A 15,752-nucleotide genomic window follows, 5' to 3' on the forward strand; every position below is an offset into this window, starting at 1 on the left:
CCTTGTTATTTCCGGGCGGTGGCCGGCTTCCGGGCCGGCTGCGGATTCTTGGCGCGCTGCGCGAGCAGGGTGGCCGGGTCGGGAAGGGCGAGGCCGAAGGTCTTGACCCCCGTCGTCAGCACGTCCTGGCTGAGGCCGAGCGCCCAGCCAGCAGCGACGCCGGCCAGCACGTTGGCGATTTTCGGAGGCGCCTTGGCCTTGCCGATGTAGGGGGCGTCCACCAGGCGGCAGAGCCTGATCTCGTCGCTGCCCGAACGCAGGACGATGCGGTTGTCGGCCACGGTGACCCCGCGCTTGCCGGCCGCCAGGTGGGCGACCAGCACCGGGTTGGCGGCATCGCAGGCGAAGAAGATCACTTCGCCGTCGCACAGTTCGGCGAAATCGGCGACCAGTTCGTCTTCGGCGTTTAGGACGGCGTGGCCGTCCGGCAGCACGACGTCGACCTGGGTGCGGAAGATCGAGCGGTGCGTCGTGTAGTACTCGCCGCCGGTCGGCTGCACGTCCCAGCGCGCGAGATCCTCGTCGGCCGGCACGATGTTGGTGATGACGCCGACCGCGCAGCGATCGTAGGACAGCCCCTGGCCGAGGATCACGTCGGCGCCGTTCTCGATCACCGCCGCCTCGACGGCGCGGTTGAGCAGCAGGCGACGGCCGCCTTCCCAGTTCGCGGCGCTGGTCTTCTGGACCTGGCGGCGGCCGAGGAAGATGCCGTCGCGGCAGGCGAGGCCGACGTACTGGGCGGAGAGGTAGAGCAGGCGGGCGATCAGCTTGGCGACGGCGTTGGTGCCGTGCGTGCCGCTGACGCCGACCAGCGGGACGCGGCCGGACTGGCCGGCGGCGAACAGGTTGTCGACGATGGCCTGGCCGACCGGACGCGGCTTGCCGATGCCCGGCTTGATGTGCATCAGCAGGCTGGGGCCGGCGTTGACCTCGACGATGGCGCCGCCCTGGCTGGCCAGCGGCTGCGAAATGTCCTGGCAGACGAGATCGATGCCGGCGATGTCGAGGCCGACGACGCGGGCGGCCAGCGAGGCGACGGCGGCGGTGTCGGGATGGACTTCGTCGGTGCAGTCGAAGGCGTGGTTGGCGTTGCGCTGGATCAGCACTTCGCGGCCAGCTTCCGGCACGCTGTCGGCGGTCAGCTTCTGGCGATCCAGTTCCATCTGGGCAGCCGTGTCGATGCGGATGATGGACAGCGGATGCAGCTCCGTCGTGCCACGGCGCGGGTCGATATTGATCTGGGTGTCGATCAGCGTCTGCACGGTCGATTTGCCGTCACCCGTGACGGTGATCAGGTCGCTGCGATTGGCGGCGACCAGCTTGCCGCCGATGACCAGCAGGCGGTGTTCGATGCCCTGGATGGAGCGCTCGACGAGCACGCCGGAGCCTTCCTCGACGGCGATGGCGTAGGCCTTGCGCACGTCGTCGGCACTCTTCAGATCGATGAAGACGCCGCGGCCGTGGTTGCCGTCGGTCGGCTTGACGACGACCGGGTAGCCGATGTCCTCGGCGGCCTCGCAGGCGTCGTCGGCGTCGTCGACCTCGCGGCCTTCCGGAACCGGCACGCCGACCGAGGAGATCAGTTCCTTGGTCAGGTCCTTGTCGCGCGAGATGGTTTCCGCGATGGCGCTGGTCTGGTCCGTTTCGGCCGTCCAGATGCGGCGCATCGCGGCGCCGTAGCCGAGCTGGACGAGGTTGCCGTCGTCGAGCAGGCGGATGTGCGGGATCTTGCGCGCCTCGGCGGCATTGACGATGGCGGCGGTCGACGGGCCGAGGTACTTGCGGTCTACCTTGCGGCGCAAGGGCCTGATCGCCTCGGCGAGATCGAAGGGTTCGTCGTGGATGGCGGCGAGCAGCAGTTCGCGGCCGATGTCCAGGGCCAGGCGGGTGCATTCCTCGTGGAAGTTGCTGACCACCAGCTTGTAGACGCCGCGCGTCGTCGTTTCGCGGGTGCGCCCGAAACCGTCGGGCAGCCCGGCCTGGGTCATCAGTTCGAGAACGACGTGTTCGAGGATGTGACCGGCCCACGTGCCCTCTTCGAGGCGGCGCAGGAACCCGCCGCGCTCGTCGTAGTTGCAGCGATGCTCGACCAGCGACGGCAACCAGGCGGTGAGGCGCTCGTAGAGGCCGGGAATCTTGTTGGAGGGGAGATCTTCGAGTTCCCCGATGTCGATCCAGCTTTCGATGGCCGGGGGGTAGGTCCAGATGCTTGGGCCACGCAGCGAAATGGTGTCCCGAAAGATGATGTCCTTTTTCTTCATGCTCTTGGCTGTGGCTCCGATGGCCGGCGGTGATGAATTTTTGATTTCAGCATTATTAACGGTTTCACGCCATTTGCGGCTGACCGCGGTGCAAAAATGTCACGATCCGGTACGCGCCGTTACACGGCGGACCACTACAGAAAGCGGTCGAGCAGCTTGCGGCTGTGGCGGTCGAGGGTCGTCAGGTCGCGCACCAGGAAGTGGATGCCGTTGGCGTCGGCGATCAGCAGGCGGGTCTGGCTCAGGCGGCGGATGTCTTCCTCGCCCTTGAGGATCAGCTCGGCGGCGCCACGGTCGGTGACGAGCTGCCAGGTGCTCGGGCAGGCGAAGCTGGAAACGCCAACGATGCGCTTGATCTCCGGCACGAACTCGCGGCTGGCCAGGTATTCCTCGATCAGCTGCGCGATGGCCGGCGGCAGGTCGGCGAGCTTCTCGATCCATGCCACTTCGTGCCCTTCGAAATTGACCAGCGACAGGCCTTCGTCGGGGGCGGCGATGGGAAAGGCGCGAACCGGCGTCACGCCTTCGTGGACCTGGCCATTTTGGGCCGTCAGGACCAGTCGACCGTAGCTGTCGCGTTGCAGTTGGAAATTGGCGTTCGACATGGTGGGCGGTCAGTCCGTGTGGGTTTTCGGCAGGTCGGGGCTGCGCGGCAGCATGTCTTCGGTGTCGACATTGCGGGCCTGCGCCATGTAGAGCTTGAAGTAATGGCCTTCGGCTTCCATCAGCTGGTCGTGGTTGCCGATCTCGACTATCTTGCCGCGATCCATGACGACCAGCCGGTCGGCCTTGCGCAGTGTCGACAGGCGGTGGGCGATGGCGATCGTCGTGCGGCCCTTGACCAGGTTGTCGAGGGCTTTCTGGATTTCCTTCTCGGTCTCGGTGTCGACCGCCGAAGTGGCTTCGTCGAGGATCAGGATGCGCGGGTCGATCAACAGGGCGCGCGCGATCGAGATGCGCTGGCGCTCGCCGCCGGACAGGCCCTGGCCGCGTTCACCGACCAGCGAGTCGTAGCCGTGCGGCAGGCGCAGGATGAACTCGTGGGCATGGGCGGCGCGGGCTGCGGCGATGATCTCCTGGCGCGTCGCGTTGGGCTTGCCGTAGGCGATGTTGTCGGCAATGGTGCCGAAGAAGAGGAAGGGTTCCTGCAGCACGAGACCGATGTGCTGGCGGAATTCGGCGACCGGCACCGAGCGGACGTCGACGCCGTCGATCAGCACCTGGCCTTCGGAAACGTCGTAGAAGCGGCAGATCAGGTTGACCAGCGTCGACTTGCCGGAACCCGAATGGCCGACCAGGCCGATCATCTCGCCGGGCTGGATGACCAGGTCGACGTCCTTGGTGACGGAGCGGGTGCCGTAGCGGAAGCTGGCCTTCTTCAGTTCGAGGCGGCCGGTGACGCCGGACAGGTGCACCGGGTTGGCCGGCTCCGGCACGCTCGAAACGTGGTCGAGAATGTCGAAGATGCGCTTGGTCGACGATGCGGCGCGCTGGACTGCCGAGACGATGCGGCTCATCGAATCGAGGCGGGTGTAGAAGCGGCCGATGTAGGCGAGGAAGGCGGTCAGCGTGCCGACGGTGGAGTCGCCCTTGGCGATCTGCCAGATGCCGAAGATCCAGACCACGAGCAGCCCGACTTCGGTGAGCAGCGTCACGGTCGGGGTGAACACCGACCAGGTCTTGTTCAGCTTGTCGTTCATCGCCAGGTTGTGCTCGTTGGCGGCGCGGAAGCGGTCGCCCTCGCGCTTTTCCTGGGCGAAGGCCTTGACGACACGGATACCCGGGATGGTGTCGGCCAGCACGTTGGTCACCTCGGCCCAGACGCGGTCGATCTTCTCGAAACCGGTGCGCAGCTTTTCGCGGACGAAGTGGATCAGCCAGCCGATGACCGGCAGCGGCAGCAGCGTCACCAGCGCCAGCCACGGGTTGATGGTGAACAGGATGACGGCGGTCATCGTGATCATCAGCACGTCGGTGGCGAAGTTGAGCAGGTCAAGGGAGAGGAAGATGTTGATGCGGTCGGTCTCGTTGCCGATGCGCGCCATCAGATCGCCGGTGCGCTTGCCGCCGAAGTATTCGAGCGACAGGCCGAGCAGGTGCTCGTAGGTGGTGGTGCGCAGGTCGCGGCCGATGCGTTCGGAAACCAGCGACAGGATGTAGGTGCGGATCCAGCCCAGTACCCAGGCCAGCATGGCGGCGCCGAGCAGGCCGCCGAGGTACATCGAGACCAGTTGCCAGTCGATTGGCTTGCCGTTCTGGAAGGGGATCAGCACGTCGTCCATCAGCGGCATGGTCAGGTAGGGCGGGACCAGCGTCGCGGCCGTCGACGCCAGCGTCAGTGCGAAGCCGAGGAAAAGCTGCCAGCGGTAGGGCCGGGCGAAACGCCACAGGCGGAACAGCGTCCACGTGGACGGGGCGACGGTGGCTTCGCGCGTGCAGATCGGGCATTCGTCCTCGCCCGGCGGCAGCGGCGCCTTGCATTTCGGGCAGATTTCCACCGTCGACCGCAATACGGGCCGGCCGGCGGCTATGCTGTCGCGGTGCAGGTCGAATTCGGCGATGACGCTCAGCGCGGCGAGGTTGCGGCCTAGCGTGTAGCGCCAGCAGGCCAGCCGGCCCTGCTCGTCGATCAGTTCCAGCGCGCCGACACCGGCGTGGTCGACATGGTTGAGCGCCAGCCCGGCGCGCAGCGGCCAGGCCTGCCATGTTTCCTCGCCCGGCGCGCGCGCCAGCACGCGCCGGTCCGTAACAACGACCAAGCCGCTGGCGTATTGCAATCGGCCGTCGAGGTCGGTTTCCACCCAGGCCTGGGTCGTCTCGCCGGGCACCAATTGCGGCTCGACTGCGGCGGCCCAGTGGCCGGGGAGCGCCGGCTCGGTAGCGGCGTTAATTTGTGCAGTGGGGGACATTTGGCGAGTATACCGCGCAAGGCTTCGAATGCCTGCCTAACGCCCCATTTTCCCGGCGGTTGACGCACGTCAAGGAGTCGCCGCCCGCGCTGCCGTTGAATACGGCGTAGCCTTCAGCAAGGAAATCCATGTTTCGCATCTCCCAGTACATGCAGGAAATCGCCGCCCCGACACCGCTCGGCCCGAAGCGCAACCCGCCCGGCCCGGTGGTGATCTGGAACCTGATCCGGCGCTGCAACCTGACCTGCAAGCATTGCTACTCGATTTCCGCCGACACCAACTTTCCCGGCGAGCTGACCACCGGGCAGGTCTACACGGTGATGGACGACCTCAAGGGCTTCAAGGTGCCGGTGCTGATCCTGTCCGGCGGCGAGCCGCTTTTGCGCCCGGACATCTACGACATCGCCAAGCGGGCCAAGAGCCAGGGCTTCTACGTCGGGTTGTCGTCGAACGGCACGCTGATCGACGAGCGCAACATCGACCGCATCGCCGAGTGCGATTTCAATTACGTCGGCGTCTCGCTCGACGGCATCCGCGAGACACACGACAAGTTCCGCCGCCTGGACGGCGCTTTCGAGGCGTCGCTGAAGGGCATCCGCCTGTGCCGCGACCTCGGCCTGAAGATCGGCGTTCGCTTCACGATGACGCAGGACAACGCGCACGATCTGCCCGGCCTGCTGAAGCTGGTCGAGGACGAGGGCATCGACCGCTTCTATTTCTCGCACCTCAACTACGCCGGGCGTGGCAACAAGAATCGCAAGGACGACGCCCAGCACCAGCTGACGCGGCGGGCGATGGACCTCCTCTTCGACACCTGCTGGGACTACAACCAGCGCGGGCTGGAGAAGGAATTCACCACCGGCAACAACGACGCCGACGGCGTCTATTTCCTGTACTGGGTCCGCCGCCGCTTCCCCGATTCGGCCGCCCATGTCGAGGCCAAGCTGCGCCAGTGGGGCGGCAATTCGTCGGGCGTCAATGTCGCCAATATCGACAATCTCGGCAACGTGCACCCGGACACCATGTGGTGGCACCACAACCTGGGGAATGTGAAAGACCGGCCGTTCTCGCAGATCTGGCCGGATACGTCGGATGCGCTGATGGCCGGCCTCAAGCAGCACCCGCGGGCGGTCAAGGGGCGCTGCGGCGCCTGCGCCTACCTGGCGATCTGCAACGGCAACACGCGCGTCCGCGCGCAGCAGATGACCGGCGACGCCTGGGCCGAAGACCCGGGCTGCTATCTTTCCGACGAGGAAATCGGGCTATGAACCTGAGCTGGAAAATCCTGGTCCCGGCCGGCTTCGCCGCCTACTTCCTGTTCGGCATGGCGCAGCTGGCCGAGGCGGCGGACGTTGCCGCCAATTACAAGCAGCATTGCGCCGCCTGCCACGGCGCCGAGCGCCTCGGCGGCATCGGCCCGGCGCTGCTGCCGGAAAACCTCGCCCGCCTGCGCAAGCCGGAAGCCGAAAAAGTCATCCGCGAGGGCCGCCCGGCGACGCAGATGCTTGGCTTCGGCGACAAGCTGTCGGCCGACGAGATCAAGGCGCTGGTCGACTTCGCCTACACGCCGATCAAGCCGATGCCGGTCTGGGGAGAAGCCGAGATCAGGGCTTCGCGCATCGTCAATTTCGCGCCCGGCAGCCTGCCCGGCAAGCCGCAGTTCGCCGCCGATCCCCTCAACCTGTTCGTCGTCGTCGAAAGCGGCGACCACCACGTGTCCATCCTCGACGGCGACAAGCTGGAGCCGATTCACCGCTTCCCGACCCGCTTCGCCCTGCACGGCGGGCCGAAATTCACGCCGGACGGGCGCTATGTATTTTTCGCCTCGCGCGACGGCTGGATCACCAAGTACGACCTGTGGAACCTCAAGGTGGTCGCCGAAGTGCGCGCCGGCATCAACACCCGCAACGCCGCAGTGTCGGGCGACGGCAAGTGGGTCGCCGTGGCCAACTACCTGCCGCACAGCCTGGTCATCCTCGACGCCGATCTCAATCTGAAGAAGATCCTGCCGGTGGCCGACAAGGACGGCAAGGTCTCGTCGCGCGTTTCGGCGGTCTACGACGCCGCGCCGCGCCAGAGCTTCGTCGCCGCGCTGAAGGACGTCAAGGAGGTCTGGGAGGTCTCGTACAATCCCAGCGCGCCCGACCTGCCGGCCGGCATGATCCACGACTTCAAGTACAAGGAGGGTGCTTTCGTCCCCGGTTTCCTCAACCCGCAGCGCAGCCAGCTCGACGACTACCTCGACGACTTCTATTTCACCCAGGGCTACGATGAGGTGATGGGCGCCTCGCGCAACGATTCGAAGAGCGCCGTCAGCGGCCAGGTGGTCAATCTCGACGCGCGCAAGAAGATCGCCGACCTCGAACTGCCCGGCATGCCGCACCTCGGATCGGGCATCAGCTGGAAATGGGGCGACAAGACGGTCATGGCAACGCCCAACCTCAACGAGGGGCTGATCAGCATCATCGACATGCAGACCTGGAAGACGGTCAAGCAGATTAAAACGCGCGGCCCCGGCTTCTTCATGCGCAGCCACGAGAACAGTCGCTACGCATGGACCGATTCGATGATGAGCAAGGAGTTCAAGGACACCATGCAGATCATCGACAAGGACAAGCTCGAAGTCGTCGCCGAACTCAAGCCGGAACCGGGCAAGACCTTCGCCCACGTCGAGTTCACGAAGGATGGCAAGTACGTGCTGGCCAGCCTGTGGGAAATGGACGGCGCGCTGATCGTCTACGATGCCGCGACGCTCAGGGAAGTGAAGCGCCTGCCGATGAAGAAGCCGGTCGGCAAGTACAACGTGTGGAACAAGATCAGCAAGTCGGAGGGGACGAGCCACTGAGGGCTCATCCGGTTTCGGGGCGAAAACCGGCGTCCACCGCAACGGTGCGCTGATTACCGCGGCCACCTCCGGGCGCAGCATGCCCGCCCGTCGTGGTCGATGACCGGCAACGAACGGCCGGTTTGCTACCGGCGGCGACCCGCCCGGTCAGCTACAGGCGGCACGGATGATGCGTTCGGTCGTCGCCGCGTCGACCCCGGCGTGGGTGCCGAGCGCGGCATTGCCGTGCGCCAGGACGGCGGCGAAGACGCGGTCGGCGGCATCGGCCTCGACGATCCCGGCCTCCCGGAGGTGCGTCGGCATGCGCAGGCTGCGATAGAAAGCCTCGATCGCGGCGATGGTGGCTTCGGCGCCCGGCTGGTCGAGGCCGAAGACCTTGCTCCCCATCTGTTCCAGCTTGGCGCGCTTGGGCTCGATCAGTTCGCGCAGCAGGGCCGGCTGGATGATCGAAAGCGTGCGGCCGTGATCGATGTTCCACAGGGCGGTCAGCTCGACGGCGATGCGGTGGGTGATCCAGTCCTGCGGCACGCCGACGCCGACGATGCCGCACAGCGCCTGGTTGGCTGCCCACATCAGGTTTTGCTGCCAGGTCGTCTCGCGTCTTCGCTCAAAGGTGTCGGCCAGCGTCTTCAGCGTCGTCAGGACGGCTTCGGCGTAGCCGTCCTGGACCAGCGCGCCGACCGGGTAGGTCAGGTATTGCTCGCAGACGTGGACGAAGGCGTCCACGATGCCGTTCTCCAGCTGGCGGTCCGGCAGGCTGGACATCACCTCGGGATTGAGGATGGCGAAGCGCGGGCGGGCTGGCGGAACGTAGAAGACGCGCTTTTCCAGCGTCGACTTGCGCGTGACGACGGCGCCGACGTTTGATTCCGAGCCGGTGGCCGGCAAGGTCAGCACGATGCCGACCGGCAGCGCCTGCCGAGGATGGAACCTGCCGCTCACGATATCCCAGCCGTCGCCGTCGTACAGCGCCGCGCAGGCGACGTACTTGGCGCCATCGGCCACCGAGCCGCCGCCGACGCCGAGGATGAAACCGATTTTTTGCACTTTTGCGAGGTCGACCGCAGCCGTCAGGGTTTCGAGCGTCGGGTTGGGCTCGACACCGGCGAATTCGACGACCGCGCGCCCGGCGAGCGCCTCCGTCACCTGGTCGTAAACGCCGTTGCGCTTGATCGAGCCGCCGCCGTAGAGCAGCAGCACCTTGGTGTCCGACGGTACGAGGTCGCCCAGCCTGGCAAAGCTGTTCGGCCCAAAGACGATCTGCGTCGGGTTGTGGTAGCTGAATTCAAACAGGTAAGACATGGTCGGCTCCTCCTTGGCGACTGGGCGGCACGGGAAAGTCACATCGTCCGGCTTCGCCGCTGCCGTTTCGGATGCTTCCGGGCGCCGTTGCTGCGCGTCATGCTTTCGCGATCTCAAGTTTAGGCGTTGGGGCAGCCAATAGCACAGGCGCGATACGCCAGCCGTAGCGCGATAGCGCCAATGTATCGTCGCTATAGCACCAACTCAATAGAAACTGAAACACTAGTTGACTAAGCTGCGTAGTGAATAACCCCCGTTCAACCAAAAAGAAATGGAGAGACTCATGAGCAACGAAGAAAAGTGCCCATTTGCCGGCATGCACGGTGGAAAAACCACGGTCGGCATCCGGTCGAACCGGGACTGGTGGCCGAACCAGCTGAACCTCAACATCCTGCACCAGCACGCCCCGGCGTCCAACCCGATGGACGCGGGTTTCGACTACGCCGAGGAATTCAAAAAACTCGATTTCGCCGCGCTGAAGAAGGATTTGTATGAGCTGATGACCGACTCGCAGGAGTGGTGGCCGGCCGACTGGGGCCACTACGGCGGTCTCTTCATCCGCATGGCCTGGCACAGCGCCGGCACCTACCGCACGGCCGATGGCCGGGGTGGCGGCGGTACCGGCAACCAGCGTTTCGCACCGGTCAACAGCTGGCCCGACAACGGCAACCTGGACAAGGCGCGCCGCCTGCTGTGGCCGATCAAGCAGAAATACGGCAACAGGATCTCGTGGGCCGACCTGATGATCTTGGCCGGCAACTGCGCGCTGGAGTCGATGGGCTTCAAGACCTTCGGTTTCGGCGGCGGCCGCGCCGACATCTACCAGCCCGAAGAGGACATCTACTGGGGCGCCGAGAAGGAATGGCTGGCGACCAGCGACAAGCCGAACAGCCGCTACTCCGGCGACCGCCAACTGGAAAACCCCCTGGCCGCGGTGCAGATGGGCCTGATCTACGTCAATCCCGAAGGTCCGGACGGCAACCCCGATCCGGTCGCCTCGGGCCGCGACGTGCGCGAAACCTTCGCCCGCATGGCGATGGGTGACGAGGAAACCGTCGCCCTCACCGCCGGCGGCCACACCTTCGGCAAGGCGCACGGCGCCGGCGATCCGGCGCTGGTCGGTCCCGAACCGGAAGCCGCGCCGATCGAGGCGCAGGGCCTCGGCTGGATCAACAAGCTCGGCACCGGCAAGGGCGAATTCACTACCACCAGCGGCATCGAAGGCGCCTGGAAGCGCAACCCCACGACTTGGGACAACGGCTACTTCGACACCCTGTTCGGCTACGAATGGGAACTCACCAAGAGCCCGGCCGGCGCCAATCAGTGGGTGGCGAAGGACGTCAGGCCCGAGGACATGATTCCCGACGCGCACAACCCGGCGAAGAAGCACCCGCCGATGATGACCACGGCCGATCTGTCGCTGCGCTTCGATCCGATCTACGAGCCGATCGCACGCCGCTTCCACAAGGACCCGGCGGCCTTCGCCGACGCCTTCGCCCGTGCCTGGTTCAAGCTCACCCACCGCGACATGGGGCCCAAGGCCCGCTACCTCGGCCCGGAAGTCCCGGCCGAAGACCTGATCTGGCAGGATCCGGTGCCGCCTGTCGATCACCCGCTGATCGACGCTGCCGACATCGCCGACCTGAAGGCGAAGATCCTTGCTTCCGGCCTGTCGATCGCCGAACTGGTGACGACCGCCTGGGCCTCGGCCTCGACCTTCCGCGGCTCCGACATGCGCGGCGGCGCGAACGGCGCGCGCATCCGCCTGGCGCCGCAGAAGGACTGGGCAGCCAACCAGCCGGCGCAACTGGGCAAGGTGCTGACGACGCTCGAAGGCATCCGGAAGGCATTCAACGACGCGCAGAGCGGCGGAAAAAAAGTGTCGCTGGCCGACCTCATCGTGCTGGCTGGTTGCGCGGCGGTCGCCGCGGCGGCCCAGGCTGCCGGACACGCGGTGACGGTGCCCTTCACGCCGGGTCGCACCGATGCTTCGCCGGAACAGACCGACGCCGCGTCCTTCGCCGTGATGGAGCCGGAAGCCGACGGTTTCCGCAACTACCGGAAGGCGGCCTACTCCGTGTCGGCCGAGGAAATGCTGGTCGACAAGGCGCAGCTCCTGACGCTGAGCGCGCCGGAAATGACAGTCCTCGTCGGCGGCCTGCGCGTGCTCGGCGCCAACACGGGCGGCTCGCCGCACGGCGTGTTTACGAAACGGCCGCAGACGCTCACCAACGACTTCTTCGTCAACCTGCTCGACATGGGTACGGTATGGTCGCCCACGTCGGAGGCCGGCGACACCTTCGAAGGGCGCGACCGCAAGACGGGCGAGCTCCGGTGGACCGGCACCCGCGTCGACCTGATCTTCGGCTCCAACTCGCAGCTGCGCGCCCTGGCCGAGGTCTATGCGCAGGACGACGGCAAGGAGAAGTTCGTGCGTGACTTTGTCGCGGCCTGGAACAAGGTGATGAACCTCGACCGCTTCGATCTGAAGTAAGGGCCGGGCCGGCGCCCGGGTGCGCCGGCAACGGGAAGATCAGGGGCAGTGCCGGAGATTCCGGACTGCCCCTGCTTCATTGGGTTGCCGGCGGCCATTTCCGGTTCGCCGATCGGATCTGCTGCGGTCGACGGCAAAAATCGGCCAAAATCGGGGTCATGTCTTCTGCGCAACCATCCCGACCACTCACGGCGGCATCCCGCCAGTTGCTGGTCGTCGTCGCGGCGCACTGGGAGAGCCGCGCCGGGCGCTTGCGGCGCTTCGCCCGCGCCGGCGTCGACGGTGGCTGGCAACCCGTCGGCGACGCGCTGGCGGTCAGCCTGGGGCGCGCTGGGCTGGCGTGGGGGCGGGGCCTGCATCCGCCGGTCGCCGGGGCCGGGCCGCTGAAGCGCGAGGGCGACGGTCGCTCGCCGGCCGGTGTTTTCGCGATCACGGCGTTGTTCGGCGATGCCGACAGCCCGCTGGCACGCACCGCGAAACTGCCCTACCTGGCGGCCAGCGCCGCGCTCAAGGCCGTCGACGACCCGGCGTCCGCGCATTACAACCGGATCGTCGACCTGTCCTCGCTGGCGCAGCCCGACTGGACATCGTGCGAGGACATGCTGCGCGCCGACGGCCGTTACGCGATCGGCGCCGTCGTCGCCCACAACGCCGATCCGCCGCTGCCGGGCGCCGGGTCGTGCATCTTCCTGCACGTCTGGGAATGCGCAGGGGCACCGACCGCGGGGTGCACGGCGATGTCCCGCGCCGCCATGAGCGACCTTGCCGGATGGCTGGACGGAGCGGCGGCACCGCTGCTGGTGCAACTGCCGCAGGCGGAATACGAGCGCAAGCGCGCGGACTGGGCGTTGCCGCCGTTCATCCCGTAGCCGGTCGGTGCGCCGTGTGGCGTGCCGGGCGACATGCCGTCGCGGTGACAGTTGCCGGCGGCGCCGATAGACTGACGGCCTTTCAGCCATCCCGTCCCTGCCCGTGCTCAATCGAATCTGGACCGCCTTCATCCTCGTCGGCTTCGTCGCGGCGCTCGTCCAGACGCTGCAGGGCGACCTGGCGGTGTTCACCCGCGTCCTCAACGGCCTGTTCGACACGGCGAAAACCGGCTTCGAGATCGCCCTCGGGCTGGTCGGCATTATGAGCCTGTGGCTGGGGGTGATGAAGATCGGCGAGCGCGGCGGGCTGATCCAGTTGTTCGGGCGGGCACTGGCGCCGTTCTTCCGCCGCGTCTTTCCCGACATTCCGCCCGGCCATCCGGCGAGCGGCAGCATCGTGATGAACGTCAGCGCCAACATCCTCGGCCTCGACAACGCGGCGACGCCGCTCGGCCTCAAGGCGATGCGCGAGCTGCAGGAAATCAACCCGCACAAGGACACGGCGAGCAATCCGATGATCATGTTCCTGGTGCTCAACACGGCCGGCATCACGCTGATTCCGACCTCGGTGATCGCCATCCGCCAGAGCATCGCCTTGAAGCAGGGGCTGGTCGGCTTCAACGCCGCCGACATCTTCCTGCCGACGCTGCTCGGCACCTTCGTGTCGTTCTGCGCCGGGCTGGTTGCGGTGGCGGTCTGGCAGCGCATCAACCTGTTCTGCCGGCCGGTGCTCGCCTTCTTTGCCGGCTTCGCGGCGCTGATGGGCGGGCTGTATTTCTGGCTGGCCGGCATGCCGCCCGAGCAGATGGCGCAGATGATCGGCCTCCTCGGCAGCGGCATCATCGTGTCGATCATCGTGCTCTTCGTCGCCGTCGCGGCGTGGCGCGGGATCGATGTCTATGAAAGCTTCGTCGAGGGCGCCAAGGAAGGCTTCGGCGTCGCCGTACAGATCATTCCCTACCTGATCGCCATGCTGGTGGCGATCTCGGTCTTCCGCACCACGGGCTGCATGGATTACGTGATCGGCGCCATCCGCGCCGGCGTGCTGGCGCTCGGCCTCAACGACGATTTCGTGCCGGCGCTGCCGGTCGGGCTGATGAAGACGCTTTCCGGCAGCGGCGCGCGCGGCCTGATGGTGGACGTGATGACGACCTACGGCGTCGATTCCTTCCAGGGCAAGCTGGCTGCGATCATCCAGGGGTCGACCGAGACGACCTTCTACGTGCTGGCCGTCTATTTCGGCAGCGTCAATATCACCAAGACCCGCTACGCCGTGGCCGGCGGCCTGATCGCCGACGCCGTCGGGCTGGTCGGCGCGATCCTGATCGGCTACGCCTTCTATCACTGAAAAACGGCAGGGCTGCTGCGGTCGACGGGCAAAAATAGGCGAAAATCACGGTTTTCCGTTGCCGGCCCGTCGCGTGTCCAGGATCGTCTTCTTCAACAAGCCCTACGGCGTCCTCAGCCAGTTCACGCCGGAAGGCAAGTGGCGGGCGCTGGCCGAGTTCATTCCGGTCAAGGACATCTATGTCGCCGGCCGCCTCGACGCCGACAGCGAGGGGCTGTTGATTTTGACCGACGACGGCAAGCTGCAGGCGAAGATCGCCGATCCGCGGCACAAGCTGGAGAAGACCTACTGGGCGCAGGTCGAGGGGACGCCCGACGAGGCGGCGCTTGACCGTCTGCGCGCCGGCATCGCACTCGCCGACTTCACCGCGCAGCCGGCCAGGGTGCGGCGCATCGACGAACCGGCCGACCTCTGGCCGCGCGACCCGCCGATCCGTTACCGCGCGGCGATCCCGACGTCGTGGCTGGAAATCCGCATCGCGGAGGGCAAGAACCGCCAGGTCAGGCGGATGACGGCGGCCATCGGTTATCCTACGCTCCGCCTGGTTCGCGCCGCCGTCGGGTCGGCGACGCTGGATGGTCTGGCGCCGGGGCAATGGCGGCAGATCGACGGCAGTTACAAGGATTTGCAAGGAAAATTCAATGAATAAGATTGTCGCCGCCCTCTGCGGGCTGACCCTGAGCGCGGCCGCCGGGGCCCAGAATGCAATGCCGGTACTCGAGCTGAACGCCGGTTTCCACCGCATCGAGGCCGAGGTCGCCGCCACCGACCAGAACCGCCAGGTCGGCCTGATGAACCGCAAGGCGATGCCGCCGCAACGCGGCATGCTCTTCGTCTTCCCGCAGGAAAACACGCACTGCATGTGGATGCGCAACACGCTGATCCCGCTCTCCGTCGCCTTCATCGATGCCGATGGTGTCATCATCAACATCGAGAACATGCAGCCGCAGACCGAGGACAACCATTGTGCCAAGGTGCCGGCGCGTTACGCGCTGGAAATGAACCTCGACTGGTTCGCCCAGCGCGGCATCAAGCCGGGGATGAAGCTGAAAGGCATCGAGAAGGCGCCGCGTCCGCAGTGATGAAGCGCAGCAAATGGCGGACCCGCCTGGCCGGTGGCCTGCGCGATCCGCTGCTCCGTTCCTGGCTGACCGAGCCGGGCTCGCTGACTGCCCGCTGCCAGCGTGCCAGCGCCAGCTTCCGCGTGTGCCTGCTGCGCTACGGCAAGGGCCGGCCGCTGGCCGACGAGTCCGCCGGCGGCCGGCGCGGACGCGAACCGGCGTGGGTGCGCGAAGTCCTGCTCGAATGCGACGGGCGCCCGGTCATTTTTGCCCATACCACGCTGTCGACCGCAACCAGCGGCCGCCTGACGCGCTGGATGAGCCGCCTCGGCAGCCGTTCGCTCGGCTCGCTGCTGTTCGCCCATCCCGGGTTCCGGCGCGAAGCGATCGAGTACCTGCGGCTCGACCGTCGCCATCCGCTCTACCAGCGGGCCGCCGCCGTCGCCGAAGTTGGCGACCACCTGTGGGCGCGGCGCTCGCTGCATCGCCTCCGCGCCCAGCGCGTGCTGGTGACCGAGGTCTTCCTGCCGGCGATTACCCGCCTGCGCTGACGCCGGTCGACGCCGGAAGTGGTTTCCGGCGGCGGTAATCCGTTGCGCGAGCGCCGAAAGCCGGCCCGAGGGGTGTGCATCCGTGAGTTATTTCATTGCATTCATATGGTTG

12 protein-coding genes are annotated in these 15,752 nt (G+C 66.5%); 8 read left to right on the forward strand and 4 right to left on the reverse strand.

Annotation, left to right across the window (positions count from 1 at the left end; all coding sequences use genetic code 11):
- Positions 1-5: 5 nt before the first annotated feature.
- The 3 genes from cphA to GH660_RS06225 all read right to left on the reverse strand — a co-directional run bounded on the left by cphA (position 6) and on the right by GH660_RS06225 (position 5,170).
- Positions 6-2,261: a cyanophycin synthetase gene (gene cphA, locus GH660_RS06215; RefSeq protein WP_153145786.1), complete on the reverse strand. Its 2,256-nt coding sequence runs from the start codon at positions 2,259-2,261 to the stop codon at positions 6-8.
- 134 nt (positions 2,262-2,395) lie between these two features.
- On the reverse strand, positions 2,396-2,866 hold the full coding sequence (locus GH660_RS06220) for a DUF1854 domain-containing protein (protein WP_153145787.1): 471 nt from the start codon (positions 2,864-2,866) through the stop codon (positions 2,396-2,398).
- Positions 2,867-2,875: 9 nt separating this feature from the next.
- A complete protein-coding gene (locus tag GH660_RS06225; protein ID WP_153145788.1) occupies positions 2,876-5,170 on the reverse strand; it encodes an ABC transporter ATP-binding protein in 2,295 nt (764 codons plus the stop codon).
- A gap of 128 nt (positions 5,171-5,298) precedes the next feature.
- On the opposite strand from GH660_RS06225, the gene nirJ reads away from it, so the two are divergent.
- Together nirJ and GH660_RS06235 are read left to right on the forward strand one after the other, a co-directional pair.
- Entirely contained in the window at positions 5,299-6,438 is a 1,140-nt protein-coding gene (gene nirJ / locus GH660_RS06230) for a heme d1 biosynthesis radical SAM protein NirJ (RefSeq protein WP_153145789.1), read from the forward strand.
- 56 nt (positions 6,439-6,494) lie between these two features.
- Positions 6,495-8,015, forward strand: coding sequence for a nitrite reductase (locus tag GH660_RS06235; protein WP_228276411.1), 1,521 nt, complete (start codon positions 6,495-6,497; stop codon positions 8,013-8,015).
- A gap of 147 nt (positions 8,016-8,162) precedes the next feature.
- Here GH660_RS06235 and GH660_RS06240 read toward each other — a convergent pair whose 3' ends face one another.
- Positions 8,163-9,317 (reverse strand): iron-containing alcohol dehydrogenase, encoded by a 1,155-nt coding sequence (locus GH660_RS06240; protein ID WP_153145791.1) that lies wholly within the window; start codon positions 9,315-9,317, stop codon positions 8,163-8,165.
- Positions 9,318-9,600: 283 nt separating this feature from the next.
- Between GH660_RS06240 and katG the strand changes: the two genes are divergently transcribed.
- The 6 genes from katG to GH660_RS06270 all read left to right on the forward strand — a co-directional run bounded on the left by katG (position 9,601) and on the right by GH660_RS06270 (position 15,640).
- Positions 9,601-11,811, forward strand: a complete 2,211-nt coding sequence (gene katG / locus GH660_RS06245) for a catalase/peroxidase HPI (protein ID WP_153145792.1) — start codon at positions 9,601-9,603, stop codon at positions 11,809-11,811.
- Between the two features lie 158 nt (positions 11,812-11,969).
- The gene (locus tag GH660_RS06250) at positions 11,970-12,680 is read left to right on the forward strand and encodes a L,D-transpeptidase (protein ID WP_153145793.1); all 711 of its coding nucleotides are present in this window, start codon (positions 11,970-11,972) and stop codon (positions 12,678-12,680) included.
- A 103-nt stretch (positions 12,681-12,783) separates the two neighbouring features.
- A complete protein-coding gene (locus GH660_RS06255) occupies positions 12,784-14,028 on the forward strand; it encodes a nucleoside recognition domain-containing protein (RefSeq protein ID WP_153145794.1) in 1,245 nt (414 codons plus the stop codon).
- A gap of 73 nt (positions 14,029-14,101) precedes the next feature.
- A complete protein-coding gene (locus tag GH660_RS06260) occupies positions 14,102-14,677 on the forward strand; it encodes a pseudouridine synthase (RefSeq protein WP_153145795.1) in 576 nt (191 codons plus the stop codon).
- The gene (locus GH660_RS06265; protein ID WP_153145796.1) at positions 14,670-15,110 is read left to right on the forward strand and encodes a DUF192 domain-containing protein; all 441 of its coding nucleotides are present in this window, start codon (positions 14,670-14,672) and stop codon (positions 15,108-15,110) included. Before GH660_RS06260 ends, GH660_RS06265 begins: the two co-directional genes overlap by 8 nt.
- The gene (locus tag GH660_RS06270) at positions 15,110-15,640 is read left to right on the forward strand and encodes a chorismate lyase (protein ID WP_153145797.1); all 531 of its coding nucleotides are present in this window, start codon (positions 15,110-15,112) and stop codon (positions 15,638-15,640) included. The genes GH660_RS06265 and GH660_RS06270 overlap by 1 nt, the downstream gene beginning before the upstream one ends.
- Positions 15,641-15,752 lie beyond the last annotated feature (112 nt).

The organism is Dechloromonas sp. H13 (assembly GCF_009469615.1).
In the GTDB taxonomy this organism is placed as follows: Bacteria; Pseudomonadota; Gammaproteobacteria; order Burkholderiales; family Rhodocyclaceae; genus Azonexus.

Coding starts and splice junctions, on each gene's coding strand:
- cphA (WP_153145786.1), bottom strand. CDS start 2,261: ATGAAGAAAAAGGACATCATCTTTCGGGACACCATTTCGCTGCGTGGC.
- GH660_RS06220 (WP_153145787.1), bottom strand. CDS start 2,866: ATGTCGAACGCCAATTTCCAACTGCAACGCGACAGCTACGGTCGACTG.
- GH660_RS06225 (WP_153145788.1), bottom strand. CDS start 5,170: ATGTCCCCCACTGCACAAATTAACGCCGCTACCGAGCCGGCGCTCCCC.
- nirJ (WP_153145789.1), top strand. CDS start 5,299: ATGTTTCGCATCTCCCAGTACATGCAGGAAATCGCCGCCCCGACACCG.
- GH660_RS06235 (WP_228276411.1), top strand. CDS start 6,495: ATGGCGCAGCTGGCCGAGGCGGCGGACGTTGCCGCCAATTACAAGCAG.
- GH660_RS06240 (WP_153145791.1), bottom strand. CDS start 9,317: ATGTCTTACCTGTTTGAATTCAGCTACCACAACCCGACGCAGATCGTC.
- katG (WP_153145792.1), top strand. CDS start 9,601: ATGAGCAACGAAGAAAAGTGCCCATTTGCCGGCATGCACGGTGGAAAA.
- GH660_RS06250 (WP_153145793.1), top strand. CDS start 11,970: ATGTCTTCTGCGCAACCATCCCGACCACTCACGGCGGCATCCCGCCAG.
- GH660_RS06265 (WP_153145796.1), top strand. CDS start 14,670: ATGAATAAGATTGTCGCCGCCCTCTGCGGGCTGACCCTGAGCGCGGCC.
- GH660_RS06270 (WP_153145797.1), top strand. CDS start 15,110: ATGAAGCGCAGCAAATGGCGGACCCGCCTGGCCGGTGGCCTGCGCGAT.